This is a genomic window from Cupriavidus basilensis OR16, assembly GCF_000243095.1.
In the GTDB taxonomy this organism is placed as follows: Bacteria; Pseudomonadota; Gammaproteobacteria; order Burkholderiales; family Burkholderiaceae; genus Cupriavidus; species Cupriavidus basilensis_D.
The window spans coordinates 50022-76450 of the sequence record NZ_AHJE01000099.1 but is presented as its reverse complement, the minus strand read 5'-3'; the positions used below and the strand labels follow the sequence as shown (position 1 = coordinate 76450).

The window sequence follows — 26429 nt, the reverse complement described above, 5'->3', positions numbered from 1 at the left end:
ATCGAATTCAAGCGTAACTAGGTAAAGTAAAGCGACAGGAGTTAGTCATGGCACAGAAAAAGGGCGGCGGTTCCACACGGAACGGCCGCGATTCCGAATCGAAGCGTCTGGGCGTCAAGGTGTTTGGTGGTCAAGCCATCAACGCCGGCAGCATCATCGTGCGTCAGCGCGGTACCCGCGTGCACCCGGGCGATAACGTTGGCATTGGCAAGGATCACACCCTCTTTGCTCTCGTCGACGGCCACGTGCAGTTCGCCGTCAAGGGCGCTGCCAAGAAGCAGCAGGTCAGCGTCGTTCCGGCAGTCTGATCACAGCCTTTGCAGCATGAAGGCCCCGCGCCGCGCCCGCGGCCCTGCCATCCCGGCCGGGTGCGCGCTTTGCGGCCGCTCCACCACGGAAGGTCATCATGAAGTTCATCGACGAAGCCAGAATTGAAGTCATCGCCGGCAACGGCGGCAATGGCAGCGCATCGATGCGGCGCGAGAAATTTGTGCCCTTCGGTGGCCCCGACGGTGGCGACGGCGGCAGCGGCGGCAGTGTCTACGCGGTGGCCGACCGCAACATCAACACGCTTATCGATTTCCGCTACGCCAAGAAGCACGTGGCGCGCAACGAGGTGGCCGATTACCCGTTCACCACGCTGCACCCGAACCTGGGCGTGGTGCGGGTGGATCACGAGCAGTCGTTCGTGGTGGCTGACATCCCCGGCCTGATCGAAGGCGCGGCGGAAGGTGCCGGGCTGGGGCACCAGTTCCTGCGCCACTTGCAGCGCACGGGCCTGCTGCTGCATATCGTCGACCTGGCGCCGTTCGATGAAGCCGTGGACCCGGTGGCCGAAGCCCGCGCCATCGTCAACGAGCTCAAGAAGTACGACGAAAGCCTGTACGAAAAGCCGCGCTGGCTGGTGCTCAACAAGCTGGACGTGGTGCCCGAGGAAGAGCGCGACGCGCGCGTCAAGGACTTCGTCAAGCGCTACAAGTGGAAGGGCCCGGTGTTCCGCATCTCCGCCCTGACCGGCGAAGGCTGCCGCGAACTGATCTATGCGATCAAGGATCACCTGGCCGCGATCAAGGCCGAGGAAGTCGCCGCGCTGCAGGAACCGGACATCCGCCTGGATGACCGCCTGCACAACGTCGACCAGTCCGGCGGCGAGCAAGGCTGAGCCCGGCAGCAGGGCGAGACATCGCGGCTCGCCCGCTATAAAAACAGCAGTACCCAGCAGACAGGATTCCCGCCATGCAATCGGTCATCGCCCAGGCAAAACGTATCGTCGTGAAGGTCGGGTCCAGCCTGGTGACCAACGACGGCAAGGGTCTCGATCATGAGGCCATCGCCCGTTGGGCGGCACAGATCGCCAAGCTGCGCATGGCTGGCAAGGAAGTCGTGCTGGTCAGCTCCGGCGCCATCGCCGAGGGCATGCAGCGGCTGGGCTGGGTGCGCCGCCCCAAGGAAATCCACGAACTGCAGGCCGCCGCGGCAGTGGGCCAGATGGGCCTCGCCCAGGTCTACGAGAGCCAGTTCGGCCGCTATGGCATCCGCACCGCCCAGGTGCTGCTGACCCATGCCGATCTGGCCGATCGCGAGCGCTACCTCAACGCGCGCTCGACCCTGCTGACGCTGCTGTCGCTGGGTGTCGTGCCAATCATCAACGAGAACGACACCGTGGTCACCGACGAAATCAAGTTCGGCGACAACGACACGCTGGGCGCGCTGGTCACCAACCTGATCGAAGGCGATGCGCTGGTGATCCTGACCGACCAGCGCGGCCTCTATACTGCCGACCCGCGCAGCAACCCGCAGGCTGAGTTTGTCGATGAGGCACTGGCTGGCGCGGTCGAGCTCGAGGCCATGGCTGGCGGCGCCGGCACGTCGATTGGCCGCGGCGGCATGCTGACCAAGATCCTGGCCGCCAAGCGCGCCGCCAAGTCGGGCGCGCACACCGTGATCGCATCCGGGCGCGAGGCCAATGTGCTGGAGCGCCTGGCCGGCGGCGAAGGCATCGGCACGCAACTGCTGGCCCCCACGGGCCGCCTGACCGCGCGCAAGCAATGGATGGCCGACCACCTGCAGTTGCGCGGGCGGGTGGTGATCGACGCCGGCGCGGCGGACAAACTCACCAGCGGCGGCAAGTCGCTGCTGCCGATCGGCGTGGTGGAAGTGCAGGGCGAGTTCGCGCGCGGCGAGGTCATTGCCTGCGTCGACGCGGCGGGCCACGAGGTGGCGCGCGGCATCACCAACTACGCCAGTTCGGAAGCCAGGCTGATCGCGCGCAAGCCTTCGTCCGAGATCGAGCGGGTGCTTGGCCACCAGAATGAGCACGAGCTGATCCACCGGGACAACCTGGTGCTGGTCTGAACGGACGGATTGTTCCCAGGCACCGGCAAACAAAAAGGGCTGCATGCGCAGCCCTTTTTGCATGGTATGGCGCCGTGCTACCGCGCCGTTGCCGCCATCAACGCGTGATCGCGCTCTTGCGCGGCGCTTCGCCACGCAAGTCCTTGACGATGTCCTGCGCCTTGCCGGCTGCCGAGCGGCCCTCGCACAGGAAATCCTTCGCCAGCGCCGCGCCATAGTTATTGCGCGCGATGCCCGCCAACTGGACCCAGCCATCGCGGTCATCGGTCCGGTTGCGTACCCACTCGGTCGCGCCCCTGGGCAAGGTAGCGTACATCTTGCGCTCGAAGGTGTCGCAGCGTACAGCCTCAAAGCTCACATTGCGCATGCCGCCGGCGCCGGTGATGACCACCGTATAGCGCACCGCGCCGTCCGCGCCCACGGCCACCGACTTGGCGTCGACGGAGAAGGTGAAGTTGCCGGCGGGGCTGACTTCGAACGGGATCAGGTCCGCGTCCCGGGGCGGAGCCGGCAGCGCCGTCTCGACTTCCCTGAATTCCTTGGCGGCGAAGGGGTCGAGGATGCTGAATTCCTTCTTCGGCGTGTAATCCTCGGACTCGTCCGGCATGGGGACGCGTTGCTGCTGTGACGTGCTGCCGCAGCCGGCCAGGCCGACGCAAAGGGTTACCGCCAGCAAGCAGGCGGCGGGCAGGCTCGGGCGCAAGCCGCGGCCGGCGAAATCAATCATCGGTACTCCGTTCTGTGGACGCCGGCTGGGCCGGCGAAATTGGGCCCGGTTCGTGGGCCAGGTCCTGGTGCACCAGGTCCGGAACGCTGTCGGGATGCTCGTCCAGCCCCACGCGAGCATAACCCGCGCGCACCGAGCCATGCCGGCCATGCATGCCGTAAGGGCTCAGCGGCGCGCGGGTATTGCGCTGCAGGAAGCGGGACAGCTCGGTCAGCGCGAGTTGATAGACATCGCGCTTGAACTCGATGACAGCGTCCAGCGGGACCCAGTACTGGCTCCAGCGCCAGGCATCGAACTCCGGGTGGTCGGTGGCGCGCAGGCGGATGTCGCAATCGCGGCCCGCCATGCGCAACAGGAACCAAATCTGCTTCTGTCCCCTGTAATGGCCGCGGATTTCGCGGCGGATGAACTTGTCCGGCACCTCATAACGCAGCCAGTCGCGTGTGCGACCGACAATCCTGACATGCTCGGGCAGCAGACCGACTTCTTCATGTAGCTCGCGGTACATCGCCTGCTCCGGCGTTTCGCCGTATTTGATGCCGCCTTGCGGAAACTGCCACGAATGTTCGCCGATACGCTTGCCCCAGAACACCTCGTTCCGTGCGTTGATGAGGATGATGCCGACGTTCGGCGAAAGCCTTCACGATCGAGCATGACTGCACCTCGAATCCTTTAGAATTAGGTTGATTATAAAGGAAGCGCGTAATGGGGCTTTGTGCAACGGGGTGCTGGTTTTCCCCGAGCAGAAAGCGCCGCATAATGCACGCGTGCGCCACGGATTCGCGCCATGCCGCCCACGGAACCTGCCAGGGCGGCATGGCCTCACGAGAAAGCAACGGATGAAAGCCTCGCAATTCTTCATTTCCACCCAAAAGGAAGCCCCTTCCGACGCGGAAATCGTGTCGCACAAGCTGATGATGCGAGCCGGCATGATCAAGAAGCTCGGCGCCGGCATCTATAACTACATGCCGGTCGGCCTGCGGGTGATCCGCAAGGTGGAAACCATCGTGCGCGAGGAAATGAACCGCGCCGGCGCGGTCGAGCTGTCGATGCCGGTGATCCAGCCTGCCGAGCTGTGGCAGGAAACCGGCCGCTGGGACAAGATGGGCCCCGAGCTGCTGCGCCTGAAGGACCGCCATGAGCGCGATTTCGCCGTGCAGCCCACCTCCGAAGAGGTGGTGACGGACATCGCCCGCAGCGAAATCCGCAGCTACAAGCAGCTGCCGATCAATTTCTACCAGATCCAGACCAAGTTCCGCGACGAGCGCCGGCCGCGCTTCGGCATCATGCGCGGGCGCGAGTTCACCATGAAGGATGCCTACTCCTTTGACCGTGACACCGCCGGCCTGAAGGTGTCCTACGACAAGATGTTCGACGCCTACGTGCGCATCTTCCAGCGCTTCGCATCTTCCAGCGCTTCGGCCTGGAATTCCGTGCCGTGGCGGCCGACAACGGCGCCATCGGCGGCTCGGGATCGCACGAGTTCCACGTGATCGCCGACACTGGCGAGGACGCCATCGTCTACTGCCCGGACTCGGACTACGCCGCCAACATGGAAGCGGCCGAGGCCCTGCCGCTGCTGGCCCAGCGCGCCGCGCCGGCCGAAGCCATGGTGAACACGCCCACGCCGGGCAAGGCCAAGTGCGAGCACGTGGCCGAGTTGCTTGGCATCCCGCTGGCGCGCACGGTCAAGTCGATCGTGCTGGCCACCGAGGGCGAGGCCGGCGTGCAGATCTGGCTGCTGCTGCTGCGCGGCGACCATGAGCTCAACGAGGTCAAGGCGAGCAAGGTGGCCGGCCTGGCCGAGTTCCGCTTCGCGACCGAGTCCGAGATCGTCGACACCTTCGGCACGCCCCCGGGCTACCTGGGCCCCATCGGCGCCAAGAAGCCTGTCAACGTGGTGGCGGACCGCACGGTCGCCAACATGAGCGACTTCGTCTGTGGCGCCAACGAACGCGACTACCACCTGACCGGCGTGAACTGGGGCCGCGATCTGCCCGAGCCTGTGGTAGCCGACCTGCGCAACGTGGTGGCAGGCGATGTTTCGCCGGACGGCAAGGGCACGCTCGCCATTTGCCGCGGCATCGAAGTCGGCCATGTGTTCATGCTCGGCACGCGCTATTCCGAAGCGATGGGCGCCACCTTCCTGGATGAGAACGGCAAGACCCAGCCTATGCAGATGGGCTGCTACGGCATTGGCGTGACGCGTATCCTGGGGGCCGCCATCGAGCAGAACTTCGACGAGCGCGGCATCATCTGGCCCGCATCGATCGCCCCGTTCGCGGTGGTGGTCTGCCCGGTTGGATACGATCGCTCCGAGGCCGTCAAGGCCGAGGCCGACCGCATCCATGCCGAGCTGCTGGCGGCCGGCGTCGACGTGATCCTGGACAACCGCGGCGAGCGTCCCGGCGCCATGTTTGCCGACTGGGAACTGATCGGCGTGCCGCACCGTGTGGTGGTGGGCGACCGTGGCCTGAAGGAAGGGCGGGTCGAGTACCAGGGACGGCGCGACGCCGAAGCCACCCAGTTGCCGGTCGCGGACGTGGTCGCCCACGTGCGCGGGCTGCTGTCGGCCTGAGCGCCATGCGCTTCCCGCACCCGCTGCGCTTGCCCGACCCGAGCCTGGGCCGCCTGCGAGTGGCGCGGGCGGCGCGGGCCTGTGCCGGCATGCTGCTGGTGCTGAGCGCCGCCGCCCACGCCGGGGCCCAGAAGGAAGAGGACCTGGCCGACTCGGTGCGCGGCGCGCTGGCCGCGGCAATTGCCGACAGCCGCCCGCTGCGCCCGGCCTTTGCCACCGGCGGCGAGCAACTGGCCTACCTCAAGTGGCTGGAAGAGATGTCGCACCGGCTCGCGGGGCGCATCCCCGAGCCGCAGGTGCGCATCGAACTGATCGAGACCGCCTACTACGAAGCCAAGCGCGCCGGGCTGGAACCGGCGCTGGTGCTGGGGCTGGTGCAGGTCGAGAGTAATTTCCGCAAGTACGCCATCAGCTCGGCCGGCGCCCGCGGGCTGATGCAGGTGATGCCCTTCTGGGTGCGCAGCATCGGCGACAGCGACAGCCGCAAGCTGTTCCACCTGCAGAGCAACCTGCGCTACGGCTGCACCATCCTGCGCTACTACCTGGACCGCGAGCAGGGCGACCTGTTCCTGGCGCTGGGCCGGTACAACGGCAGCCGCGGCCGCCCCGACTATCCCAACGCGGTGCTGGCAGCCTGGAAGCGCTGGCAGTTTTCCGCAGCCACGGTTACCGTCGCCGGCGACCCCGAAACCGGCGTGGGCACCCGCAGCCGCCCGGTGCCGCCCGAGGCGCCGGCGCGCAACCCGTTCTCGCCGCAGCGGCTGGCCAATCCCTCATGAGCAACACCCGCGCCACCAGCGACGCTAGCGGCACCGCCGGCAAGGCCGGCTACACCAGTTCTTCGGCGGACCTGGAACGCTGGCTGCGGCGCCATATCGGGCAAGGCTTTGGCGCCGAGGCGCTGGTGCAGTCGATGTGCCAGTCCGGCTACGACCAGGTCTTCGCGCAAGCCACGGTGGCCGCGGCGCTGTCCGCCGCGCCGCGGGTGCAGGCGCGAGGGACAGTGCCGGACAACGGCGCGGAGATGGCTGCGGAGCAGGGCACCGGCAAGCCAGGCGAGCGCGCAGGGGAACACGCCAGCGGCCTGGGCCATGCCGGCGCGCAAGCCGGCCGCAACGCGGCGCATTTCGCCGGCCGCGAGATTCCCATCCTGTTCACGCTCGCGGCGCCGCGTGTGACGCTGTTCCAGCAACTGCTGACCGATGCCGAGTGCGACGCCCTGGTGGCGCTGGCGCGCGGCCGCCTGGCGCGCTCGCCCGTGATCAACCCCGATACCGGCGACGAGAACCTGATCGAGGCGCGCACCAGCCTGGGCGCGATGTTCCAGGTCGGCGAGCATCCGCTGATCGAGCGCATCGAGGACTGCATCGCCGCCGTGACGGGCATTGCCGCCGAGCGCGGCGAAGGCTTGCAGATCCTCAACTACAAGCCCGGCGGCGAGTATCAACCGCATTACGACTTCTTCAACCCGCAGCGCCCTGGCGAGGCGCGCCAGCTCAAGGTGGGCGGGCAACGCGTGGGCACCCTGGTGATCTACCTGAACAGCCCGCTGGCGGGCGGCGCAACCGCCTTCCCCAAGCTTGGCCTGGAGGTGGCGCCGGTCAAGGGCAACGCCGTCTATTTCAGCTATCGCAAGTCCGACGGCGCGCTGGACGAGCGCACCCTGCACGCCGGCCTGCCCGTCGAAGCGGGCGAGAAGTGGATCGCCACCAAGTGGCTGAACGCCCGTACCGGACCGATTGATGCGCGCCGGCAACACCGCGGCGCAGGCACGCTACTGGTTCGATCCCGCCATGCCGTACGTCGAGAGCCGTTGCGCCAGCGACAGCGGCGCGGCCTACCTGCCGCATACCCATCCCACCTTGTCGATTGGCGCCGTCGACGGCGGCCACAGCCTGTTTGGCACCGCGACCGAGTCGGTAAGGCTGGCGCCCGGCGACGTGGTCGTGATCCCGGCCGGGCAGGTGCATGCCTGCAATCCGGAGCCCGACGCGCGTTGGAGCTACCAGATGCTGCACCTGGACCCGGCATGGGTGGGCGCGATGCTGGCGCTGCGTGGCGTGGCGATGTTGCCCGCGGCGCTGGCGCGGGTGCGCGTCACCAGCGCGCCAGACACCTATGCCGGCCTGTGCCGCCTTAACGACGTGCTGTTTTCCTCAGCCCCGCAGGCCACCAAGGAGGCGGCGCGGGCGGCTTCGTGGCCGCGCTGCTCGGCGGTGCGACCAGCGCCAGGCGGTGCGCGCGCCGCGCCAGCCGGTCACGCCGGAGGCCCGGCTGGCCGGCCTGGTAGCGCACCTGCATGCGCATCACGCGGAGCCGCTGCCGCTGGCGGAGCTAGCGCGCGGCGCCGGCATGAGCCGCTTCCAGTTGATCCGCGCCTTCCGGGCCGACCTCGGCATGACCCCGCATGCCTACCAGCTGGACCTGCGCATCAACCACGCACGCCAGCTGCTGCGCGCGGGCGGGGCGCCGGCGGAGATCGCCCAGGTGCTGGGCTTTTCCGACCAGAGCCACTTCCAGCGCGCCTTCAAGCAGCGCGTGGCGCTGACGCCGCGCAGCTATCAGCGCCGCAGCGGCTGAGCCCCCGCGCGCAATTTTCTCCAATACTCGCCGCCCCCGCACGGCCCAGACTTCGTGCTCATCCGCAGACACGAAAGGACTGGCGTGGATTTCCCTGTTGATTCCGGCCTCGGCCAATTTGCCATGGTGGCGGGCGCGCATTTTCTTGCACTGCTCAGCCCGGGCCCCGACTTTTTCCTGGTAGTGCGCAGCGCCCTGGTGCATGGCGTGGGCCGCGCCAGCGCCGTCTGCCTGGGCATCGCGCTTGGCAACGGCGTGTTCATCGGCCTGGCCATCGCCGGCCTGGCCGCTACTCGCGCCAGCCATGGCGTTTTCTTGCTGTTGCAGTGGGCCGGCTGCGCGTATCTGGCCTGGCTTGGCTGGCGGCTGTTGCGCGCAAGCGGTGAAACCACGCTGCCGGGCGCGGACGGCCAGCAGGTGCTGCCGGGCGCGGGGCACCGCGAGTACGCAGCGCAGCTGTTGTCGGGCTTCCTGTCCGCCGTGCTCAACCCCAAGAATGCACTGTTCTACGCCAGCCTGTTCGCCGTGCTGGCTGGCAGCCGCACGCCGCTGGCAGTACAGCTGGGCTACGGCACCTGGATGTTCGCCATGGTCTTCGGCTGGGACATGCTGGTGGCCTGGGGGGTGCGGCACCCGCTGGTGCGCACGCGCTTTGCCCGCTCGGTCCGCGCCGTGGAGCGGGCTACCGGCGTGGTGCTGTGGGGGATCGCGCTGGTGGTGGCGGCGAACGCGCTCAACGCGACTTGATGCGCCCGCTGCTCGCCAAGGCGTATTGTCAGTTTTCTGGTCAACTGTACCGGTACTGTACCGTTTTGCGTGGCTAGACTAGCTCCATTCCCTTTCGCATTCGATGGAGCCAGTCATGGCAGTGCCCCAGCTTGTTGCCGGATCCGGCGTGTTCGCCGCATTCTGCGCGTTCGCCCTTGTGTCCTCGATCACCCCGGGGCCGAACAACACCATGGTGCTGGCGTCGGGGGTGAATTTCGGCTTTGCCCGCACGGTGCCCCATGTGCTGGGCATCAGTATCGGCTTCGGCCTGATGGTGGCGGTGGTGGGCCTCGGCCTGGGATCGCTGTTTGCCGCGTTGCCGTGGACCTGGCAGGTGCTGCGCGTGGTGGCGGTGGTCTATCTCACCTGGCTGGCGTGGAAGCTGGCAAGCGCGGGCGGCATCCAGGACCAGCAAGTGGGCAAGCCCATGGGCTTCCTGGCGGCGGCCGCGTTCCAGTGGGTCAACCCGAAGGCGTGGGTGATGGCGGTGGGCGCGTGCAGCACCTATGTGCTGCACGGCAATGTCTGGCTCAATGTGTTGCTGCTGTCCGGCCTGTTCGCCGTGATCAACCTGCCCAGCGTGGCGATGTGGGCGGTGTTCGGCTCGGCCATGCGGCGCTGGCTGGCGCAGCCGCGGGTGCTGCGCCTGTTCAACGTGGGGATGGCGCTGTTGCTGCTGGCCTCGCTGTGGCCGATCGTCAGCGCCAGGCCTTGACGCAAGCCCTGCGGCGAGGCCTCGGCGCAAGTTAGAGAAAGTTAGCGCAAGGCCCGGATGGCGGGCAGGTTGCGCCAGTAGCCGTGGGCATCCATGCCGCAGCCGAAGACATAGCGCTCGGGCACGGTGAAGCCGCAGAAATCCGGGTGCATGGGCTTGGGCTTTTGCAGCACCTTCTCGCACAGCACGGCCGCATAGACCGCGGTGGCGCCCATGTCCATGATGCGCTGGCGGATCGCGGCCATGGTCTCGCCTTCGTCAAGGATGTCGTCCAGCACCAGCACAACGCGGTCCTTGACCGACTCGCGCGGCGCCACGCGCCACTGCATCTCGCCGCCAACGGTCTTGTTGTTGTAGCGCGAGAGGTGGATGTAGTCGAACTCCAGCGGGAACGCCAGCTTGGGCAGCAGCATGCCGGTGAAGACGACTGCGCCGCCCATCACCGACAGCACCAGCGGGAAGGTGTCGCCCATCTTTTCCGTGATCTCGCTCGCCATGCGGTCCAGCGATGCCTGGACGGCCCCGGCGCTGACGATTTCCTCGGAGTTGGCCCACAGTTCGCGGGCCTGTTCGGCGGTCATCATGATGTGGATCCTGTCTCAGTCTTTGTCTTTTGCGGGTGGCGCGGCGCCCGGGGAGTGGGCACCGCCTTGCCGGATGGCTTAGCGGTTGAAGAGTCCCTTCATGCCGCCCTTCATCGCGCCCATCGAGCGCATCATCTTCATCATGCCGCCGCCCTTGAGCTTTTTCATCATGCTCTGCATCTGGTCGAACTGGTTGAGCAGGCGGTTGACTTCCTGCACCGGCACGCCGGCGCCGGTGGCGATGCGGCGCTTGCGGCTGGCCTTGATCAGGTCGGGCTTGGCGCGCTCGGCGGCGGTCATGCTGTTGATGATGCCTTCCATGCGGCGCACCTGCTTCTCGGCCACGTCCATATTGGCGCCCTGCGCTTGCTGGGCGAACTGCGCCGGCAGCTTGTCGACCAGGCTGCCCAGGCCACCCATCTTCTTCATCTGGCCGATCTGCGCCTTGAAGTCCTCAAGGTCGAAGTCGCCGGTTTTCTTGATCTTCTTGGCCAGCTTCTCGGCGGCTTCCATGTCCACGCCGCGCTGGGCTTCCTCGACCAGCGCGAGGATGTCGCCCATGCCCAGGATGCGCTGGGCCATGCGGTCGGGGTAGAAGGGCTCGAGGCCGTCCAGCTTTTCGCCGACGCCGACGAACTTGATCGGGCGGCCGGTGATGTGGCGCACCGACAGCGCGGCACCGCCGCGCGCATCGCCGTCCAGCTTGGTCAGCACCACGCCGGTCAGGGGCAGGGCGTCATTGAAGGCGCGCGCGGTGTTGACCGCGTCCTGGCCCAGCATGGCGTCGACCACGAACAGGGTTTCGACCGGCTTGATCTCGGCGTGCAGCGCGGCGATCTCCTGCATCATGGCTTCGTCGATACCCAGGCGGCCCGCCGTATCGACGATCAGCACGTCGTGATAGTGCTTGCGGGCCCAGTCCACCGCCGCGCGCGCGATATCCACCGGCTTCTGGTCGGGCTCGGAGGGGAAGAAATCGGCGCCGACCTGCTCGGAGACGGTCTTGAGCTGGGCGATAGCGGCGGGACGGTAGACGTCGCACGATACCGTCAGCACCTTCTTCTTCTTGTTTTCTTTCAGCCACTTGGCCAGCTTGCCGACGGTGGTGGTCTTGCCGGCGCCCTGCAGGCCGGCCATCAGGATGATCGCGGGTGGCTGCACCGCCAGGTTCAGCTCGCCGCTCTTGTTGTCGGCGGACAGGCTTTCCTCGCCGCCGATGACGGCGGTCAGCTCGCGCTGCACCACGCCCACCAGCGCCTGGCCCGGCGTCAGGCTGGACACCACGTCCTCGCCCAGTGCCTTTTCCTTCACGCGGGCGATGAATTCCCGCACCACGGGCAAGGCGACGTCGGCCTCCAGCATGGCCAGGCGCACTTCGCGCAGCATTTCGGCGGTATTGGCTTCGGTCAGGCGAGCCTCGCCGCGCATGGTCTTGACGACCCGCGCCAGGCGTTGAGTGAGATTGTCCAGCATGGCAGAAGTCCGGGGGATAGAGCTTGATCGAGGCTTGAGGCTGGCCCTTGGCCCGGCTCAAGCGGGGCGCCACCGGGACGGGGCGCTAAGGTAAACTGTGCAAATGGCCATTGTACTGTATGCCTTGACGGCACTTCTCTATTGCGGCCTGGCCTATCACGGCTGGGCGACGCGCAACCCGCAGCTATCGGCTGCCGGCACCGGCGGTGCCATTGGGGGCGCGGCGACCACCGCGCTGCTGCACGGCGGCGGGGGGGCTGGCGGGCGCGGCGAGGGCCGCCCGGCGTGGTGGCACGCGCTGATGCTGGCCGCCGTGGCCAGCCACGGCCTGCTGCTGCACGAGACCATCTTCCCGGCCGACCGCATGGTGTTCGGCTTTGCCTTTGCCCTGTCGGCCATGCTTTGGCTGGGCGTGGGCATCTACTGGATCGAGAGCTTCTTCTTCTCGCTGGCCGGCCTCGGGCTGATCGTGGTTCCGGTGGCGATGCTCGCGAGCCTGATGCCGCTGGCGTTTCCGGGGGCGCAGATCCTGGGCTACGCGGCACGGCCGCTGTTCAAGCTGCACTTCATCATTGCCAACGTGGCCTATGGCCTGTTCACGCTGGCCGCCTTCCATGCCTTCCTGATGCTGCTGGCCGAGCGCCGCCTGCACGGCTTCAATCGTTCGCCCCAGGCGGGCACGGCCAGCGAGCCAGCCCAGTGGGTGGGCCGCTGGCTCGACCTGCTGCCGCCGCTGCTGACGCTGGAGAAACTGCTGTTCCGCCTGATCGGCGCTGGCTTTGTGTTGCTGACGCTGACGATCCTGTCGGGCCTGCTGTTCTCCGAGCAACTGTTCGGCCGGGCCTTCCGGCTGGACCACAAGACCGTGTTCGCGCTGCTGTCATGGGCGATGTTCGCGGGCATCCTGGCCGGGCGCACCTTCTACGGCTGGCGCGGGCGCACCGCGCTGCGCTGGGTGATTGCGTCTTTCGGCATCCTGCTGCTGGCCTATGTCGGCAGCCGCTTTGTCATCGAAGTCATACTGCACCGAATCTGAGACCGGCATGGCACGCATCTTCCTGGTCCTGGCGGTAGTGCTGGGCTGTTTCTGGTGGCTTCGCCAGCGCGCCCAGGCGCGCTTTCGGGAGGACCGCGCCGCCCGGCACGGTCCCGCGCAAGGCTCGACAGTCCGCAACCAGCCCGCCCCCCCGCAGGAACCCATGGTGCAATGCGCGCGCTGCGCCGTGCACCTGCCGCAGGGCGAAGCCATCGCCTACCGCGGCCTCTACTACTGCCGGCGCGCCCACCTGCCGGCCGATAGCGATCCGGACAGCCCTGCCGCATGAACGGGCCCGCCTCGTTCTGGTCCCGCCTGAATGCCTGGCGCGCCCTCGCGGCGATGTGGCGCCAGCCCGAGCCGCCCGAATTCCACTGGCGCTTGCTGCGCTATTTTTGCGGAACCCGGGTGGCGGTGGCCGTGTTGCTGCTGGGCTACGCCTGGCTGCCCGCCCAGCGCGCCGAGGCCGAGCGGGCCGGGCAGGTACTGAGCAGCGGGCTGGGCGCGTTGCCGCTAGCCGTGCCCTATGCCGTGGTGGCGCTGGCGATGGTGGCCGCGACACTCTGGTGGCGCCGCGGCTTTCACCTGCGGGTGCGCTTCCAGGTGCTGGCCGACCTGGTCTTGCTGGGCCTGATCTTTCACGCCCAGGGCCATCGCGGCGAGGGGCTCGCCATGATCTTCCTGCTGCCCGCGCTGCAGGCCGGCGCGCTTACCAGCCTGCTGTTCGCGCTGTTCGCGGCGGCAGCCTCGGCGCTGGTGGTGATGAGCGGCCCCTTCGCGCAAACCTTGCTGTTGCGCCAGGCCGACGCGGGTTTGCTGGGCTCGGGGCTGTACGGGCTGGTCTTCATGATCGCGGCCTCGCTGATGTACCTGCTGGCCAACCGTCAGCTTGCGCAGGAGCGGCTCGCGCTGGCGCGCGAGCAGGAATTGCGCCTGCAGCAGCTGGTCAACCGCCTGATGGTCAACGACATGCAGGACGGCGTGATGCTGCTGCGTGCCAACGGCGCGGTGGTGGCGGCCAACCCGGCCGCGGTGGTGCTGCTCGGCGTGCAGCCCGCCGAACGGGGCAAGCATGCGGACTCGCCCGCCTTTGGGCGCGATGCGCTGTTCGACCTGCGCCAGATCCCCCGCCTGCAGCCGCTGATGGAGATGCTGCGCGACTGGGTGCGCAGCAAGGACGATGCGCCGCGCATCCTGCAATTGCTGCCACTGCCGTCGCGGCCATCCCAGAACGCCATGAACACCGGCACCTGGAATGAGCTGTCACCCGAGGCGGCGGCCCGGCTGCGCCTGGCCATCGCCCAGAGCGAGGCCATGGCGTGGCGCCCGGAGGACGAGGCCCTGCTGCGCAGCGAGATGCGCGACACCGTGCTAATCCATATCGAAAGCTGGGAGCGTATCGCCGAGCAGGTGCAACAGGAGAAGCTGGCCGCCATGGGCCGCCTGGTGGCCAGCGTGGCGCACCAGATCCGCAATCCGCTGGCGGCCATCAGCCAGGCCAGCGAGCTGCTGGCCGAGACCAGCCGCCGGGCCGCGCGCCCGGGCGAGGCGGGGCGCGCGGAGGGCGATGTGGACGCGCGGCTGCTGCGCATCATCCACGACAATGTGCGCCGGCTCGACCAGGTGGTGTCGGACGTGCTGCAGATGTCGCGCCGCCCGCGCACCGAGCGCACAACGGTGGACCTGAACCAGGCGCTGCCGGAGATCGTAGGCCGCTGGCGGCTGGAGATGCGCGCCCGCTCCGCCAGCCATGACCCGGTCGGCGCGCGGCGCGTGCCGCGTCCGGCCGAGATCAACGCCAATGCCGTCCGGCTCACGGTGGACGTGGCGCGCCCGGTCATCTTCGATGCCTCGCAACTGCAGCAGGTGCTTGGCAACCTGCTCGACAACGCCTGGCGCTATTGCAGCCGCCTGCCCGGGGCGATCCGCCTGCTCGCCCATGCGCTGGACCAGCACCATGCCGAGCTGATTGTCTGGAACGATGGCGTCGAGGTGTCGCGCGAGCACCAGCGCACCTTGTTCGAACCCTTCTTTACCAGCAACGCCCAGGGCACGGGCCTCGGGCTGTTCATGGCGCGCGAGCTTTGCGGCGCCAACGACGCCCAGGTGCGCTACGGCACGATTTCGATCGACGCGCTGCTGGCGCAGACCGGCATGCTGGCGCCCGCCGCACGCGATACACTGCCGGCCAAGGCTTTTGTCCTGACCTTGCGCATCGAAGCGCCGGACAGCACGGGTGGCTGAGCCGCGCTGGTTTGACCGGCCACCCGGTCAGTCTCTCGTTTAGCCGCCCCGATTTCACTTCGCCAGATCGCCAGACGCAGACCCATGCCAATCAAGACGCCAGGCCCCGACCCGATTCTCGTCATCGACGACGAGGCCGACCTGCGAGAACTGCTCGATATCTCGATCCGCCGCATGGGCCATGACGTCGTGCTGGCCGGCTCGCTGGCCGAGGCGCGCCAGCAGCTCGCCGCGCGCCGCTATAGCCTGGTGCTGACCGACATGCGGCTGGGCGACGGGCTGGGCATCGATATCGTGCGCCAGCTCTCGAGCGCGCCGGAGCGGGTCCCGGTGGCCGTGATCACCGCCTACGGCAGCGCGGACAACGCCGTGGAGGCGCTCAAGGCGGGCGCCTTCGACTACATTGCCAAGCCGGTCTCGCTGGACCAGCTGCGCAGCCTGATCCTGAATGCGCTGGGGCGCCAGCAGCGTGATGGCGCCGAGAGCGGCGAGGGCGGGGACGGCGGCAGCGGGGCGCAGGAAACCGTGGACCGCGCCGTCAACCTGCTCCCCGGCCATTCACCGGCCATGCACGAGGTGCGCCGCTCGCTCTCGCGGCTGGCGCGCAGCATGGCGCCGATCGTCATCAGCGGCGAGTCCGGCAGCGGCAAGGAGCGCGCGGCGCGCGCCATCCACGCGGTCAGCGCGCGCGCCGCGCATCCCTTTATCGCGGTCAATTGCGGCGCCATCCCGGAGACCCTGATGGAGTCGGAGTTTTTCGGCCACGTGAAGGGCGCCTTCACCGGCGCCGACGCCGAGCGCGGCGGCTTCTTCCAGGCCGCCAACGGCGGTACGCTGCTGCTCGACGAGGTGGCTGACCTGCCGCTGGCGATGCAGGTCAAGTTGCTGCGCGTGCTGCAGGAGCGGCGCGTGCGCAAGATCGGCGCGAGCCGCGAGGAGAGCGTGGACGTGCGGGTGCTGTGCGCCAGCCACAAGGATCTCTCCGCAATCGGCCAGTTCCGCCAGGACTTGTTCTACCGGCTCAACGTGCTGGCGCTGCGCATGCCGACGCTGCGCGAGCGGCGCGAGGATATCCCGGTGCTGGCCGGCGCCATCCTGGAACACCTGGCGGTGCGCTATGGCGATCCCCGTCCCAAGCGGCTGGCGACGGCCGCGCTGCAGCGGCTGTCTGACTATTCGTTCCCGGGCAACGTCCGTGAGCTGGAGAACCTGCTCGAGCGCGCCTACGCCTTTGCCGAGGGCGACACCATCGAGGTGGACGACCTCGGTCAGACGGATTCGGGCATGGGCTATTCGGCCATGCCGCGCCCGCCCGCGCCGCAGGCCTACCCCGGGTCGACGGCACCGCTGGCCGCCGCGCCGGCATCGTCCGGCTTGCGGGCAGAGTTTCAACAGGATCGTCAGCAGGATGTTTCCTATGACGCGCGGGCCGAATCCCGGGGTGGCGTGCAGCCGGATCCGTTTGCGGCGCCCCTGGCGCCACGTTTCGCGGAGGCGGGCGGAGACGCCGGCCGCGCGACATTCCCGATCGACCTGCCCGGCCGGCTCGAAGCGCTCGAGCGCGACCTGATCCTGCAGGCGCTGCAGCAGACCGGCTTCAACCGTACCGCAGCCGCGCCGCTGTTGGGCCTGAGTTTTCGCCAACTGCGCTACCGCATCCAGCAGCTTGGCATCCGCGAGGGCCGCGACGACCCGGCCGACGGCGCAGCCGAAGCCGGCGAAGCGCTGCGCGACGGGCTGCTGGCAGCGGACGGAGAACGCGATGCCTGACCGCGACCACGGCAAACTCGCGCCGATCCCGGCCTTCACCCCCGATCAGGCCGGCTGGGTGCCCGCGGCGCGGCACGTGCCGTCGCCCAATTTCGACGCCAGGCCCGATCACATGCCGGTGGACCTGGTGGTGATCCACAACATCAGCCTGCCGCCCGGCCAGTTCGGCAGCGGCGATATCGAAGCCTTCTTCCTGAACCGCCTTGACCCGTCTCGCCATCCGTTTTTCAAGACGATCTATTTAGTGCAGGTGTCGGCGCATTTCCTGGTGACGAGAGAGGGTGAACTGGTCCAGTTCGTGTCCTGCCTGGACCGCGCCTGGCACGCGGGACAGTCCGAGTTCTTCGGCCGGCCCCGCTGCAACGATTTTTCCATCGGCATCGAGGTCGAAGGCAGCGACGACCAGCCGTTCACGTTGGCCCAATACCACACCACCGCTGCGCTGGTGCGTGCCCTGCTAGGCACCTATCCGGTGCGGGCCGTGGCGGGGCATAGCGATATCGCGCCCGGGCGCAAGACCGATCCGGGGCCATATTTCGACTGGCCGGCCTTCGCCGCCGCCGCTGGCGTGGCTCCCGCGCAGTTGCCTTACCGCAAAGACCAGCCCTGAGGCAAGGGCCAAGCGCGGGATCTAGGGGATAGCCGGGATTTGGGGAAAACCCTGATAAAGTCCGCGCCTATCGAAGAGGCCAGGTCAATCAAAAAAATTTCGCGTCATGGTGCGGTAACGAACCGTCGGGCGGATTCCCTTGCGTCTCTTGGGCTGGCGGGTATGGCGCAGCGCCGCATGCCGCGCCAGCACTGGAATTCGCGCCAAAAAAGCGCTTGTCAAGACTGGTGAATCCGCCTCGTTTCACTATACTTAGTCCAGTTTTTCGCATCAGCCACTAGATCTAGTGGTGCTTTCGGGGAGCCGGCCTAGGTGTGCAGTTACCGCCGCAGCAATGGCTGCGGTCCGCCGAAGGGCCGGCGCATCACAAGAGTCCCAGCAGAATCCAGCAATAGCAGCGCGCCCTCCCGGGTAAGACCGGCCGGCGTGTCAGAGCCTTTTTGCTAAAACACGGGTCAGAACAGGAGTTCCTCATGCAGACAGCCCAGAACGAACTTTCCACCGGCGCAACCGCCGCCGGTGCAGCAGCGAACGCGCAGTCGAGCCCCGCTACTGCCGCCGCTGGCAGCTACCAGGACTACAAGATCATCCGCCGTAACGGCGCCGTTGTGGCGTTCGAGCCGAGCAAGATCTCGGTAGCGGTGACCAAGGCCTTCCTCGCCGTCAACGGCGGGCAGGGCGCCGCTTCGGCGCGTGTGCGCGAAGTGGTCGAGCAAGTGACCCAGAACGTGGTCCGCGCGCTGCTGCGCAGCCGCCCCAACGGCGGCACCTTCCATATCGAAGACGTGCAGGATCATGTCGAACTGGCGCTGATGCGCTCGGGCGAGCATGAAGTGGCCCGCTCTTATGTGCTGTACCGCGAGAAGCGCACCCAGGAACGCGCCCAGGCCAATGCCCAGGCGGTGGCCCGCGTGCAGGAAGGCGGCGCCACGTTCAACGTGACCGATGCGGGCGAGGCCCGCGTGCTGGACCTGGGCGCGCTGCATGGCCTGATCGACAACGCCTGCTCGGGCCTTGGCGACGCGGTCAGCGCCGAACCGATCCTCAAGGAAACGCTGAAGAACCTGTACGACGGCGTGCCGATGACCCAGGTCTACGACTCCGCCATCCTGGCCGCGCGTACCCTGATCGAGAAGGACCCGGCCTACAGCCAGGTCACCGCGCGTATCCTGCTGCACACCATCCGCAAGGAAATCCTGGGTGCCGAAGTGACCCAGACCGAGATGGTGTCGCGCTACGCCGACTACTTCCCCAAGTTCATCGCGCGCGGCATCGAAGCCGAGCTGCTGGACGAAAAGCTGGCCACCTATGACCTGGCCCGCCTCGGCGCGGCACTGGACGCCCAGCGCGACTTCCAGTTCAACTACCTGGGCCTGCAGACCCTGTACGACCGCTACTTCCTGCACATCGACGAAGTCCGCATCGAAATGCCGCAGGCCTTCTTCATGCGCGTGGCCATGGGCCTGGCGCTGGGCGAGAAGGATCGCGAAGCCCGTGCCATCGAGTTCTACCAGTTGCTGTCGTCGTTCGACTTCATGTCGTCCACGCCGACCCTGTTCAACTCGGGCACCCGCCGCTCGCAGCTGTCGTCGTGCTACCTGACCACCGTGTCGGACGACCTGGAAGGCATCTACGAAGCGCTGAAGGAAAACGCGCTGCTGTCGAAGTTCGCAGGCGGTCTCGGCAACGACTGGACCAATGTGCGCGCCCTCGGCTCGCACATCAAGGGCACCAACGGCAAGTCGCAAGGCGTGGTGCCGTTCCTGAAGGTGGTGAACGACACCGCCGTGGCGGTCAACCAGGGCGGCAAGCGCAAGGGCGCGGTCTGCGCCTACCTGGAAACCTGGCACCTGGACATCGAGGAATTTCTCGAGCTGCGCAAGAACACCGGCGACGACCGCCGCCGCACCCACGACATGAACACGGCGAACTGGATTCCCGACCTGTTCATGAAGCGCGTGATGGAAGCCGGCGAGTGGACCCTGTTCTCGCCCGCCACCTGCCCGGACCTGCACGACCTGGTCGGCAAGGCATTCGAACAAGCCTACCTGGGCTACGAAGCCAAGGCCGCCCGTGGCGAGCTCAAGCTGTTCAAGAAGATCCCCGCCATGCAGCTGTGGCGCAAGATGCTGGGCATGCTGTTCGAGACCGGCCACCCGTGGATCACCTTCAAGGATCCGTGCAACATCCGCAGCCCGCAGCAGCATGTGGGCGTGGTGCACAGCTCCAACCTGTGCACGGAAATCACGCTCAACACCAACGAGAGCGAGATCGCCGTTTGCAACCTGGGTTCGGTGAACCTGGTCGCCCACCTGAAGCAGCTGGCCGACGGCACCCAGGTGCTCGACCACGCCAAGCTCGAGAAGACCGTGCGCACCGCGATGCGCATGCTCGACAACGTGATCGACATCAACTACTACGCGGTTGAGAAGGCACGCAGCTCCAACCTGCGCCACCGCCCGGTCGGCATGGGCATCATGGGCTTCCAGGACTGCCTGCACCTGCTGCGCCTGCCGTACGCCAGCGACGCTGCTGTGCAGTTCGCCGACACCTCGATGGAGGCCGTGTGCTACTACGCCTACCGCGCCTCCAGCGAACTGGCCGAGGAACGCGGCCGCTACAGCACCTATGAAGGCTCGCTGTGGGATCGTGGCATCCTGCCGCAGGACTCGCTCAAGCTGCTGGCCGAGGAACGCGGCGGCTACCTGGAAGTGGATCACTCCTCGGCCATGGACTGGGACAGCCTGCGCGCGCGCATCAAGCAGCATGGCATGCGCAACTCGAACTGCATCGCGATCGCGCCGACCGCAACGATCTCGAACATCATCGGCGTGTCGGCCTGCATCGAGCCGACCTTCCAGAACCTGTACGTCAAGTCCAACCTGTCGGGCGAGTTCACGGTGGTCAACGAGTACCTGGTACGCGACCTGAAGGAGCGCGGCCTGTGGGATGAAGTGATGGTCGCCGACCTGAAGTACTTCGACGGCAAGCTGGCCCGCATCGACCGCATCCCGCAAGACCTGCGCGACATCTACGCAACCGCGTTCGAAGTCGAGCCGAGCTGGCTGGTGGAAGCCGCCAGCCGCCGCCAGAAGTGGATCGACCAGGCCCAGTCGCTGAACATCTACATGGCCGGCGCCTCGGGCAAGAAGCTGGACGACACCTACAAGCTGGCCTGGCTGCGCGGCCTGAAGACCACCTACTACCTGCGCACGATGGCAGCCACCCACGTGGAGAAGTCCACCGTGTCGCGCGGCTCGCTCAACGCGGTGTCGTCGGGTAGCGAAGGTGGCTTCAGCGCCGCCGGCATCGACCAGGCCGCCGCCTCGGCACCGGCCATGCCGGAAGCCGAAGGCGCGGTCTGCACGATGCGCCCGGGCGACGCCGGTTTCGACGAGTGCGAAGCCTGCCAGTAAGCCGCCAGTCAGTCATTACCTGCCCTGATCCTCGCCGCGCCGACCGCGCGGCGAGGACGGCGGCAAACCAAAGCATTCCACGGAGAACCACACCATGCTGAGCTGGGACGACGACGTTCAAGCCACCCCGCAGGCTGCCCCGCAGCCCGCGCCGAATCCCCCCGCCACGCCTGCTGCCGCACGCTCTGTCGACCAGCACGGCGTGCTGCCGCCGGCCGCCACGCAGCCGGCCGGCACGGGTATCCTCGGCAACCTGCCGGCGTCCGACGCGCCGACGGACCGCCGCGTGAATGCCGCCGACAAGCGCGTCATCAATGGCTCGACCGACGTCAACCAGCTGGTGCCGTTCAAGTACAAGTGGGCCTGGGAAAAGTACCTGGCTGGCTGCGCCAACCACTGGATGCCGCAGGAAATCAACATGTCGCGCGACATCGCGCTGTGGAAGGACCCGAACGGCCTGACCGAAGACGAGCGCCGTGTAATCAAGCGCAACCTCGGCTTCTTCGTTACCGCCGACTCGCTGGCCGCCAACAACATCGTGCTGGGCACCTACCGCCAGATCACCGCGCCGGAATGCCGCCAGTACCTGCTGCGCCAGGCCTTCGAAGAAGCGATCCACACGCACGCCTACCAGTACATCGTGGAGTCGCTCGGCCTCAATGAAGCCGAGATCTTCAACGCGTACCACGAAGTGCAGTCGATCCGCGACAAGGACGAGTTCCTGATCCCGTTCATCGACACGCTGACCGACCCGGCCTTCAAGACCGGCACGCCGGAGAACGACCAGAAGCTGCTCAAGTCGCTGATCGTGTTCGCCTGCATCATGGAAGGCCTGTTCTTCTACGTCGGCTTCACGCAGATCCTGGCAATGGGCCGCCAGAACAAGATGACCGGCGCCGCCGAGCAGTACCAGTACATCCTGCGCGACGAGTCCCTGCACTGCAATTTCGGCATCGACCTGATCAACCAGATCAAGCTCGAGAACCCGCACCTGTGGACCAACGAGTTCAAGGAAGAGATCACCGCGCTGTTCAAGAAGGCCGTGGACCTCGAATACCGCTACGCCGAGGACACCATGCCGCGTGGCGTGCTGGGCCTGAATGCGCCGATGTTCAAGGGCTATCTGCGCTTCATCTGCAACCGCCGCTGCCAGCAGATCGGCCTGGAGCAGCTGTTCCCGAACGAAGAAAACCCGTTCCCGTGGATGAGCGAGATGATCGACCTGAAGAAGGAACGTAACTTCTTCGAGACGCGTGTGATCGAGTATCAGACGGGTGGGGCGTTGTCCTGGGATTGAGTTGTTGTTTGTCGATGATGACGTGATGGATGGTTTGTGCGGTCGTTGCGGTGAATGCCGCCACACGCAGAGAAAAAGCTCCTTCGGGAGCTTTTTTTTTTCGCTGCATGCACCAGCGATCAGCGATCAGCGCCGCCAGCCAGCATCAGCCAGCGATCCGCCTCAATGCCTCGCCGATCGCGCGCGCGTCGTCCGGCCGCACCAGCCGCGCCACTTCCACGCCATCGCGCATGAACACCAGCGTGGGCCATAGCTTGACCCGGAACGAGCGGCCGAGCGGCTTGCCGCTGCCGTCCTCGACCTTGAGGTGAGCAACCTCCGGATGGCTGGCCATGGCGCTGGCCAGGTGGGGCTGGGCCCGCATGCAGTAGCCGCACCAGGGCGCGCCGAATTCGATCACGGCCGGGCCTTTCATGGCGTCGATCTCGGCTCGGGCCGGCTCGCGTGCTGCGTACACGTCGGTCATCGTCATAGGGAATCCTCTCGCCTGTCCAAATGGGGATGCACGGATTGTATGACTGCGGATGCGTCCGCGTTTTCCAGCGTTTTCCAGCGCTTGCCGCCGCGAACAGCTACTGGCGCGGCGTAGCGCGGCAGGTGTCACGCCTGCGAGGCCTGCGAAGCTTGCGAGCCGCCTTGCGGCACCTCGGCGGCAGCGGGCTTGCGCCAGTGCAGCGTGGCCAGCAGTGACGCCGCGACAATCAGGCCACCGCCCGTCCAGGCGGTGGCCGTGATTTTTTCGCCCAGCCACAAGCTGGCGAACAACGCGCCAAACGCAGGCTCGCTGCCCATCAGCAGGGCCACGCGGGTGGGGCTGCTGCGCTTGATCGCATAGGTCTGCGCGAAGAACGCAAAGAGCGTGCAGGCGATCACCAGGTACAGCACGCATCCCCAGAAGGCACCGTGGCCGGAGAACGATGGCAAGGGTTGCCACTGCGCGGGCATCAGGACCAGCGCCACGGCCGCGCTGCCGAACGCCACCACGCCGGATTGCACCGCTGTCACCGTCAGCGCCGGCATCGCTGTGCTTCCCTTTCCCGGCTTGGTTGCGCACACCATCAGTGCCCGCAGCATCGCGGCGGCCAGGATCAGCCCGTCGCCGGGATTCAGGACGAACTCGCCGTCGCCTGCCAGCAGCCACGCACCGAGCAGCGAGAGCGCTACTGCCACCCATTCGGTGCGGCTGGGCTTGCGCTTGAGCAGCAGCCATTCCACCAGCGGCGTCAGCACCACGCACAGGCTGATCAGGAAGGCGGCGTTGGAGGCACGCGTGAGCAGCACGCCAAACGTCTCGCACAGGAAGATGCCCAGCAGCAGCACGCCGGTGCCGAGCACGCCGCGCCGCGTGGCGCGGTCGGCTTGGCGCAGCCTGGGCAGCATGGGCGAGAGCAGCAGGAAGGTGATGCCAAAGCGCAGCGCCAGCAGGCCCAGCACGGGATAGAACGCCAGCGCGCTTTTGACCACGCCGTAGCTGCTGCCCCACACCACGGCGACCGCTAGCAGCATCAGGTCGGACAGCAACAGGAGGCGTTTTTGGGCTGGCATGGCGAACCTTCGAGGGATGGGCCATGCATTGTGCGGCTTTGCGTTGTCATTGATAATCGGGTCGAAACGCAAAGCTTCCATGTCGCAGATGCATTAATCCAATGCAGCACACGCCACCACCACCATGAATCCCACCGAGCTCTTTGCCTTGCTGCCCGACATGGCGGTGTTCGCGCGCGTGGTCGACGCGGGCAATTTCTCCGTCGCCGCGCGCCAGCTTGGCAGCACGCCATCCACGGTCAGCCGGCAGATCAAGCGCCTGGAGCAAGCCTTGGCCACGCGCTTGCTGGAGCGCTCGACCCGCAAGGTGCGCGTGACGGAGTCAGGCGCGCAGGTGTACCGGTACTGCCGCGACATGGTGAGTGCCGCGTCGGGCGCGATCGATGCGGCAGGCCATCTGGTGGGCCGGCCGCAGGGGCGGGTGAGCGTGAGCGCGCCAACCGCGTTTGCCAAGACCGTGATCCATCCGCTCGTGCCTGGCTTCCTGCGCGCCTACGCGGAGATCGACCTGCAACTGCTGTTCACGGACCATGAGGTCGATCCGCTCGATGACGACCTCGACCTGGTGATCCGGCTGACCGAGCGCCCGCCGCCCGGGCTGGCCGGCCGGCGGCTTGGGGCCGTGCGCTGGGTGCTGTGCGCGTCGCCGGCGTACCTGCGCGCACGCGGCACGCCGGCGCATCCGCGCGATCTCGCGCAGCACGATTGCCTGTACCTGGGCGAAACCACCGACGACAACCGCTGGCGCTTTCAACGGGATGGGCAGACCCACATGGTGGAGGTGAGAGGGCGCTATATCGCGAACCACGCCGGGGCACGGCTCGAAGCGGCGCGGCAGGATTTCGGCATCGCGAACCTGCCGGCCTTCACCGCGGCCGACGCACTGCATAGTGGCGAACTGGTGCAGGTGCTGGCCGACTGGGAACTGCAGGCGCGGGCCTACGTGGGCTCGGTTTGGCTGCTGTATCCGCCCAACCGCTTCCTGCCGCCCAAGGTGCGGGTGCTGATCGATTACCTGGCCCAGCATATCGGCGACACCACCGGCCCGGGTTGACTACCGTTCAGCGCCGGCTGTCAGGTTCCTGTTGCGAGCGCTGGTAGTCCCCCGGTGAAATGCCGACCAGGCGCGTAAAGTCGCGCGTGAGGTGGGCCTGGTCGAAATAACCCAGCTCCGCGGCGAGCCGGGCCAGCCCGACCGGCTCGCCGCGCGCCAGCCGCCATGCGGCCTCTTGCAGGCGGTAGCGGCGCAGCACCCATTTGGGCGCCACACCGACGTATTCCTGGAACATGCGCTGCAGCGCCCGCACGCCCATGCCCGCGTATTGGGCCAACGCTTCCACGCTGGCCGGCCCATCCGCGCTGGCGGCGTGCGCCATCACGCCTTGCAGCTCAGCCACCGTGGGGGTCGGGCGCAGGCAGTGCGCCGCAGAGCAGGGATTCCGCGGCGCTAACCATGGCCTCGTCGCTGCCGGCATCCAGCACCAACGCTTCCGCGCGCGCTTCGTCGCACCGCAGCAAAGGGCGTGCCGGCCGCGTGGCATCGGTCAGCGCGGACATCGGCTCATCGAGCAAAGGGCGCAGGCCGCCCACGCGATAGCGCACGCCGAGTACATGGCCCGTGCCTTCCAGCTTGCGATCGAAGACCCCGCGCACCACCCCGAACAGGGCTGTCTGGCCGCGCTCGAACACCAGGTTGGCGTTGGGGTAGGGCAGCACGCGTTGTACCTCCGGCAGCTGGCCTGACAGGTCCCATGCGACGATCCAGTAGTGCTCGACAAAGGGCGCCAGCGTAGCCGACGGCAGGTAGCGGCCGAGCCGGATGCGCCGCTGCGTGCCGAGCGGGTCGACGATGCCCTTGGGGTCGGCGGTAACGGGCGCGTGCGTGTCGCGTTTTTCCAATCGGGACATGGGGAACGGTGTAAAACTGATGGCTTCGGCAGCAAACAACGAACAGCGATTTGATCCGATTCGATTCGATTCTATCGGAGACAACCATGCCAGAAGCCCGTTACACAGGCGGCTGCCATTAGCGAGGCGATAGCCATGCCGTTCGTCCAGAGTTGCACGATTCCCTTTTCCCCCCGGAGCCAACGCAATGTCCCAACCTGAACTCACCCTGTTCCATTCACCCAACACGCGTTCCACCGGCGCGCTGACCCTGCTCGAGGAACTGGGCGTGCCGTATCGTCTGCATACCCTCGACATGAAGGCCGGCGAGCAGCGCGAGCCGGCTTACCTCGCCATCAATCCAATGGGCAAGGTGCCGGCAATCCGCTATGGCGATGCGCTGGTGACGGAGCAGGTTGCCGTGTTCATCTTCCTGGCCGACCTGTTCCCGCAAGCAAAGCTGGCGCCTGCGCTGACCGATCCACTGCGCGGGCCCTACCTGCGCTGGATGGCGTTCTATGGCTCCTGCTTCGAGCCGGCGCTGGTCGACCGCTCGCAGCAGCGCGAGACGCCGCGCGCGATGTGCCCCTACGGGGATTACGACACGACCATCGGCACGCTGCTGGGCCAGCTGGAAAAGGGCCCCTACCTGCTGGGTGACACCTTCACCGCCGCCGACGTGCTGTGGGGCACCGCGCTGACCTGGACCACCATGTTCAAGCTGGTCGAGGCGACGCCGGTGGTGCAGGCCTATATCGACCGCGTCAACGCGCGCCCGGCGGTGGCGCGGGCGCGCGCCATCGATGCGAAGCTGGTGGCAGGGCAGGGCGGCTGAGCACCGGCC

At 67.1% G+C, this 26429-nt stretch carries 23 protein-coding genes and 4 pseudogenes; 19 read left to right on the top strand and 8 right to left on the bottom strand.

Features of this window, described 5'->3' with window-relative positions:
- Nucleotides 1–47: 47 nt before the first annotated feature.
- The 3 genes from rpmA to proB all read left to right on the top strand — a co-directional run bounded on the left by rpmA (nucleotide 48) and on the right by proB (nucleotide 2355).
- The gene (rpmA, locus tag OR16_RS30445) at nucleotides 48–308 is read left to right on the top strand and encodes a 50S ribosomal protein L27 (RefSeq protein ID WP_006162509.1); all 261 of its coding nucleotides are present in this window, start codon (nucleotides 48–50) and stop codon (nucleotides 306–308) included.
- A 98-nt stretch (nucleotides 309–406) separates the two neighbouring features.
- On the top strand, nucleotides 407–1162 hold the full coding sequence (locus OR16_RS30440) for an Obg family GTPase (protein WP_006162508.1): 756 nt from the start codon (nucleotides 407–409) through the stop codon (nucleotides 1160–1162).
- 74 nt (nucleotides 1163–1236) lie between these two features.
- Nucleotides 1237–2355, top strand: coding sequence for a glutamate 5-kinase (gene proB, locus OR16_RS30435; RefSeq protein ID WP_006162507.1), 1119 nt, complete (start codon nucleotides 1237–1239; stop codon nucleotides 2353–2355).
- A gap of 97 nt (nucleotides 2356–2452) precedes the next feature.
- Here proB and OR16_RS30430 read toward each other — a convergent pair whose 3' ends face one another.
- Nucleotides 2453–3082, bottom strand: coding sequence for a CNP1-like family protein (locus tag OR16_RS30430; protein WP_006162506.1), 630 nt, complete (start codon nucleotides 3080–3082; stop codon nucleotides 2453–2455).
- Nucleotides 3075–3736: pseudogene (locus tag OR16_RS30425) on the bottom strand (RNA pyrophosphohydrolase). Before OR16_RS30425 ends, OR16_RS30430 begins: the two are co-directional and overlap by 8 nt.
- Before the next feature lie 185 nt (nucleotides 3737–3921).
- Between OR16_RS30425 and OR16_RS30420 the strand changes: the two are divergent.
- The 7 genes and pseudogenes from OR16_RS30420 to OR16_RS30395 all read left to right on the top strand — a co-directional run bounded on the left by OR16_RS30420 (nucleotide 3922) and on the right by OR16_RS30395 (nucleotide 9723).
- Nucleotides 3922–5660 (top strand): annotated as a pseudogene (locus OR16_RS30420) (proline--tRNA ligase).
- 89 nt (nucleotides 5661–5749) lie between these two features.
- Nucleotides 5750–6439 carry a lytic transglycosylase domain-containing protein gene (locus tag OR16_RS30415; RefSeq protein ID WP_050983157.1) on the top strand — a complete coding sequence of 230 codons (690 nt, stop codon included), beginning with the start codon at nucleotides 5750–5752 and terminating at the stop codon, nucleotides 6437–6439.
- Nucleotides 6436–7389: pseudogene (locus OR16_RS30410) on the top strand (2OG-Fe(II) oxygenase); the annotation flags it as partial. The gene OR16_RS30415 and the pseudogene OR16_RS30410, both read left to right, overlap by 4 nt.
- A gap of 13 nt (nucleotides 7390–7402) precedes the next feature.
- Nucleotides 7403–7654, top strand: a pseudogene (locus OR16_RS47880) (cupin domain-containing protein); the annotation flags it as partial.
- Nucleotides 7655–7895: 241 nt separating this feature from the next.
- Nucleotides 7896–8240: a helix-turn-helix domain-containing protein gene (locus OR16_RS47875; protein ID WP_050983154.1), complete on the top strand. Its 345-nt coding sequence runs from the start codon at nucleotides 7896–7898 to the stop codon at nucleotides 8238–8240.
- 84 nt (nucleotides 8241–8324) lie between these two features.
- On the top strand, nucleotides 8325–8987 hold the full coding sequence (locus tag OR16_RS30400) for a LysE family translocator (RefSeq protein WP_006162501.1): 663 nt from the start codon (nucleotides 8325–8327) through the stop codon (nucleotides 8985–8987).
- A 115-nt stretch (nucleotides 8988–9102) separates the two neighbouring features.
- Complete coding sequence (locus OR16_RS30395) at nucleotides 9103–9723, top strand: LysE family translocator (RefSeq protein WP_006162500.1); 621 nt, start codon at nucleotides 9103–9105, stop codon at nucleotides 9721–9723.
- 41 nt (nucleotides 9724–9764) lie between these two features.
- Here the strand turns inward: OR16_RS30395 and OR16_RS30390 are convergent, their stop codons facing one another.
- Entirely contained in the window at nucleotides 9765–10307 is a 543-nt protein-coding gene (locus tag OR16_RS30390) for a hypoxanthine-guanine phosphoribosyltransferase (protein ID WP_043421760.1), read from the bottom strand.
- A gap of 78 nt (nucleotides 10308–10385) precedes the next feature.
- Nucleotides 10386–11780 carry a signal recognition particle protein gene (ffh, locus tag OR16_RS30385; protein WP_006162498.1) on the bottom strand — a complete coding sequence of 465 codons (1395 nt, stop codon included), beginning with the start codon at nucleotides 11778–11780 and terminating at the stop codon, nucleotides 10386–10388.
- A gap of 103 nt (nucleotides 11781–11883) precedes the next feature.
- On the opposite strand from ffh, the gene OR16_RS30380 reads away from it, so the two are divergent.
- The 7 genes from OR16_RS30380 (at nucleotide 11884) to OR16_RS30350 (ending at nucleotide 22153) form a co-directional block, all read left to right on the top strand.
- The gene (locus OR16_RS30380) at nucleotides 11884–12816 is read left to right on the top strand and encodes a cytochrome C assembly family protein (RefSeq protein ID WP_006162497.1); all 933 of its coding nucleotides are present in this window, start codon (nucleotides 11884–11886) and stop codon (nucleotides 12814–12816) included.
- A 7-nt stretch (nucleotides 12817–12823) separates the two neighbouring features.
- Nucleotides 12824–13105: a PP0621 family protein gene (locus tag OR16_RS30375; protein ID WP_006162496.1), complete on the top strand. Its 282-nt coding sequence runs from the start codon at nucleotides 12824–12826 to the stop codon at nucleotides 13103–13105.
- Nucleotides 13102–15060: a sensor histidine kinase gene (locus tag OR16_RS30370; protein WP_006162495.1), complete on the top strand. Its 1959-nt coding sequence runs from the start codon at nucleotides 13102–13104 to the stop codon at nucleotides 15058–15060. Before OR16_RS30375 ends, OR16_RS30370 begins: the two co-directional genes overlap by 4 nt.
- A gap of 84 nt (nucleotides 15061–15144) precedes the next feature.
- Entirely contained in the window at nucleotides 15145–16830 is a 1686-nt protein-coding gene (locus OR16_RS30365; RefSeq protein WP_006162494.1) for a sigma-54-dependent transcriptional regulator, read from the top strand.
- Nucleotides 16823–17440 (top strand): 1,6-anhydro-N-acetylmuramyl-L-alanine amidase AmpD, encoded by a 618-nt coding sequence (ampD, locus tag OR16_RS30360; protein ID WP_006162493.1) that lies wholly within the window; start codon nucleotides 16823–16825, stop codon nucleotides 17438–17440. Before OR16_RS30365 ends, ampD begins: the two co-directional genes overlap by 8 nt.
- A 473-nt stretch (nucleotides 17441–17913) precedes the next feature.
- Nucleotides 17914–20856 (top strand): ribonucleoside-diphosphate reductase subunit alpha, encoded by a 2943-nt coding sequence (locus OR16_RS30355; protein WP_006162492.1) that lies wholly within the window; start codon nucleotides 17914–17916, stop codon nucleotides 20854–20856.
- A 94-nt stretch (nucleotides 20857–20950) separates the two neighbouring features.
- A complete protein-coding gene (locus tag OR16_RS30350; RefSeq protein WP_006162491.1) occupies nucleotides 20951–22153 on the top strand; it encodes a ribonucleotide-diphosphate reductase subunit beta in 1203 nt (400 codons plus the stop codon).
- A 145-nt stretch (nucleotides 22154–22298) separates the two neighbouring features.
- Here the strand turns inward: OR16_RS30350 and OR16_RS30345 are convergent, their stop codons facing one another.
- Nucleotides 22299–22625, bottom strand: coding sequence for a thioredoxin family protein (locus OR16_RS30345; protein ID WP_006162490.1), 327 nt, complete (start codon nucleotides 22623–22625; stop codon nucleotides 22299–22301).
- A 128-nt stretch (nucleotides 22626–22753) separates the two neighbouring features.
- On the bottom strand, nucleotides 22754–23698 hold the full coding sequence (locus tag OR16_RS30340; RefSeq protein WP_043421786.1) for a DMT family transporter: 945 nt from the start codon (nucleotides 23696–23698) through the stop codon (nucleotides 22754–22756).
- 124 nt (nucleotides 23699–23822) lie between these two features.
- Between OR16_RS30340 and OR16_RS30335 the strand changes: the two genes are divergently transcribed.
- On the top strand, nucleotides 23823–24752 hold the full coding sequence (locus OR16_RS30335) for a LysR family transcriptional regulator (protein WP_006162488.1): 930 nt from the start codon (nucleotides 23823–23825) through the stop codon (nucleotides 24750–24752).
- A gap of 7 nt (nucleotides 24753–24759) precedes the next feature.
- On the opposite strand, the gene OR16_RS46575 is transcribed toward OR16_RS30335, so the two are convergent.
- Nucleotides 24760–25095, bottom strand: coding sequence for a helix-turn-helix transcriptional regulator (locus OR16_RS46575; RefSeq protein WP_237717283.1), 336 nt, complete (start codon nucleotides 25093–25095; stop codon nucleotides 24760–24762).
- Entirely contained in the window at nucleotides 25088–25606 is a 519-nt protein-coding gene (locus OR16_RS46570) for a DUF6597 domain-containing transcriptional factor (protein ID WP_237717282.1), read from the bottom strand. The genes OR16_RS46575 and OR16_RS46570 overlap by 8 nt, the downstream gene beginning before the upstream one ends.
- Before the next feature lie 187 nt (nucleotides 25607–25793).
- Between OR16_RS46570 and OR16_RS30325 the strand changes: the two genes are divergently transcribed.
- A complete protein-coding gene (locus OR16_RS30325; RefSeq protein ID WP_006162487.1) occupies nucleotides 25794–26420 on the top strand; it encodes a glutathione S-transferase family protein in 627 nt (208 codons plus the stop codon).
- The last annotated feature ends 9 nt before the right edge of the window (nucleotides 26421–26429 follow it).

Coding starts and splice junctions, on each gene's coding strand:
- rpmA (WP_006162509.1), top strand. CDS start 48: ATGGCACAGAAAAAGGGCGGCGGTTCCACACGGAACGGCCGCGATTCC.
- OR16_RS30440 (WP_006162508.1), top strand. CDS start 407: ATGAAGTTCATCGACGAAGCCAGAATTGAAGTCATCGCCGGCAACGGC.
- proB (WP_006162507.1), top strand. CDS start 1,237: ATGCAATCGGTCATCGCCCAGGCAAAACGTATCGTCGTGAAGGTCGGG.
- OR16_RS30430 (WP_006162506.1), bottom strand. CDS start 3,082: ATGATTGATTTCGCCGGCCGCGGCTTGCGCCCGAGCCTGCCCGCCGCC.
- OR16_RS30415 (WP_050983157.1), top strand. CDS start 5,750: ATGCTGCTGGTGCTGAGCGCCGCCGCCCACGCCGGGGCCCAGAAGGAA.
- OR16_RS30395 (WP_006162500.1), top strand. CDS start 9,103: ATGGCAGTGCCCCAGCTTGTTGCCGGATCCGGCGTGTTCGCCGCATTC.
- OR16_RS30390 (WP_043421760.1), bottom strand. CDS start 10,307: ATGATGACCGCCGAACAGGCCCGCGAACTGTGGGCCAACTCCGAGGAA.
- ffh (WP_006162498.1), bottom strand. CDS start 11,780: ATGCTGGACAATCTCACTCAACGCCTGGCGCGGGTCGTCAAGACCATG.
- OR16_RS30380 (WP_006162497.1), top strand. CDS start 11,884: ATGGCCATTGTACTGTATGCCTTGACGGCACTTCTCTATTGCGGCCTG.
- OR16_RS30375 (WP_006162496.1), top strand. CDS start 12,824: ATGGCACGCATCTTCCTGGTCCTGGCGGTAGTGCTGGGCTGTTTCTGG.
- OR16_RS30370 (WP_006162495.1), top strand. CDS start 13,102: ATGAACGGGCCCGCCTCGTTCTGGTCCCGCCTGAATGCCTGGCGCGCC.
- OR16_RS30365 (WP_006162494.1), top strand. CDS start 15,145: ATGCCAATCAAGACGCCAGGCCCCGACCCGATTCTCGTCATCGACGAC.
- ampD (WP_006162493.1), top strand. CDS start 16,823: ATGCCTGACCGCGACCACGGCAAACTCGCGCCGATCCCGGCCTTCACC.
- OR16_RS30355 (WP_006162492.1), top strand. CDS start 17,914: ATGCAGACAGCCCAGAACGAACTTTCCACCGGCGCAACCGCCGCCGGT.
- OR16_RS30350 (WP_006162491.1), top strand. CDS start 20,951: ATGCTGAGCTGGGACGACGACGTTCAAGCCACCCCGCAGGCTGCCCCG.
- OR16_RS30345 (WP_006162490.1), bottom strand. CDS start 22,625: ATGACGATGACCGACGTGTACGCAGCACGCGAGCCGGCCCGAGCCGAG.
- OR16_RS30340 (WP_043421786.1), bottom strand. CDS start 23,698: ATGCCAGCCCAAAAACGCCTCCTGTTGCTGTCCGACCTGATGCTGCTA.
- OR16_RS30335 (WP_006162488.1), top strand. CDS start 23,823: ATGAATCCCACCGAGCTCTTTGCCTTGCTGCCCGACATGGCGGTGTTC.
- OR16_RS46570 (WP_237717282.1), bottom strand. CDS start 25,606: ATGTCCCGATTGGAAAAACGCGACACGCACGCGCCCGTTACCGCCGAC.
- OR16_RS30325 (WP_006162487.1), top strand. CDS start 25,794: ATGTCCCAACCTGAACTCACCCTGTTCCATTCACCCAACACGCGTTCC.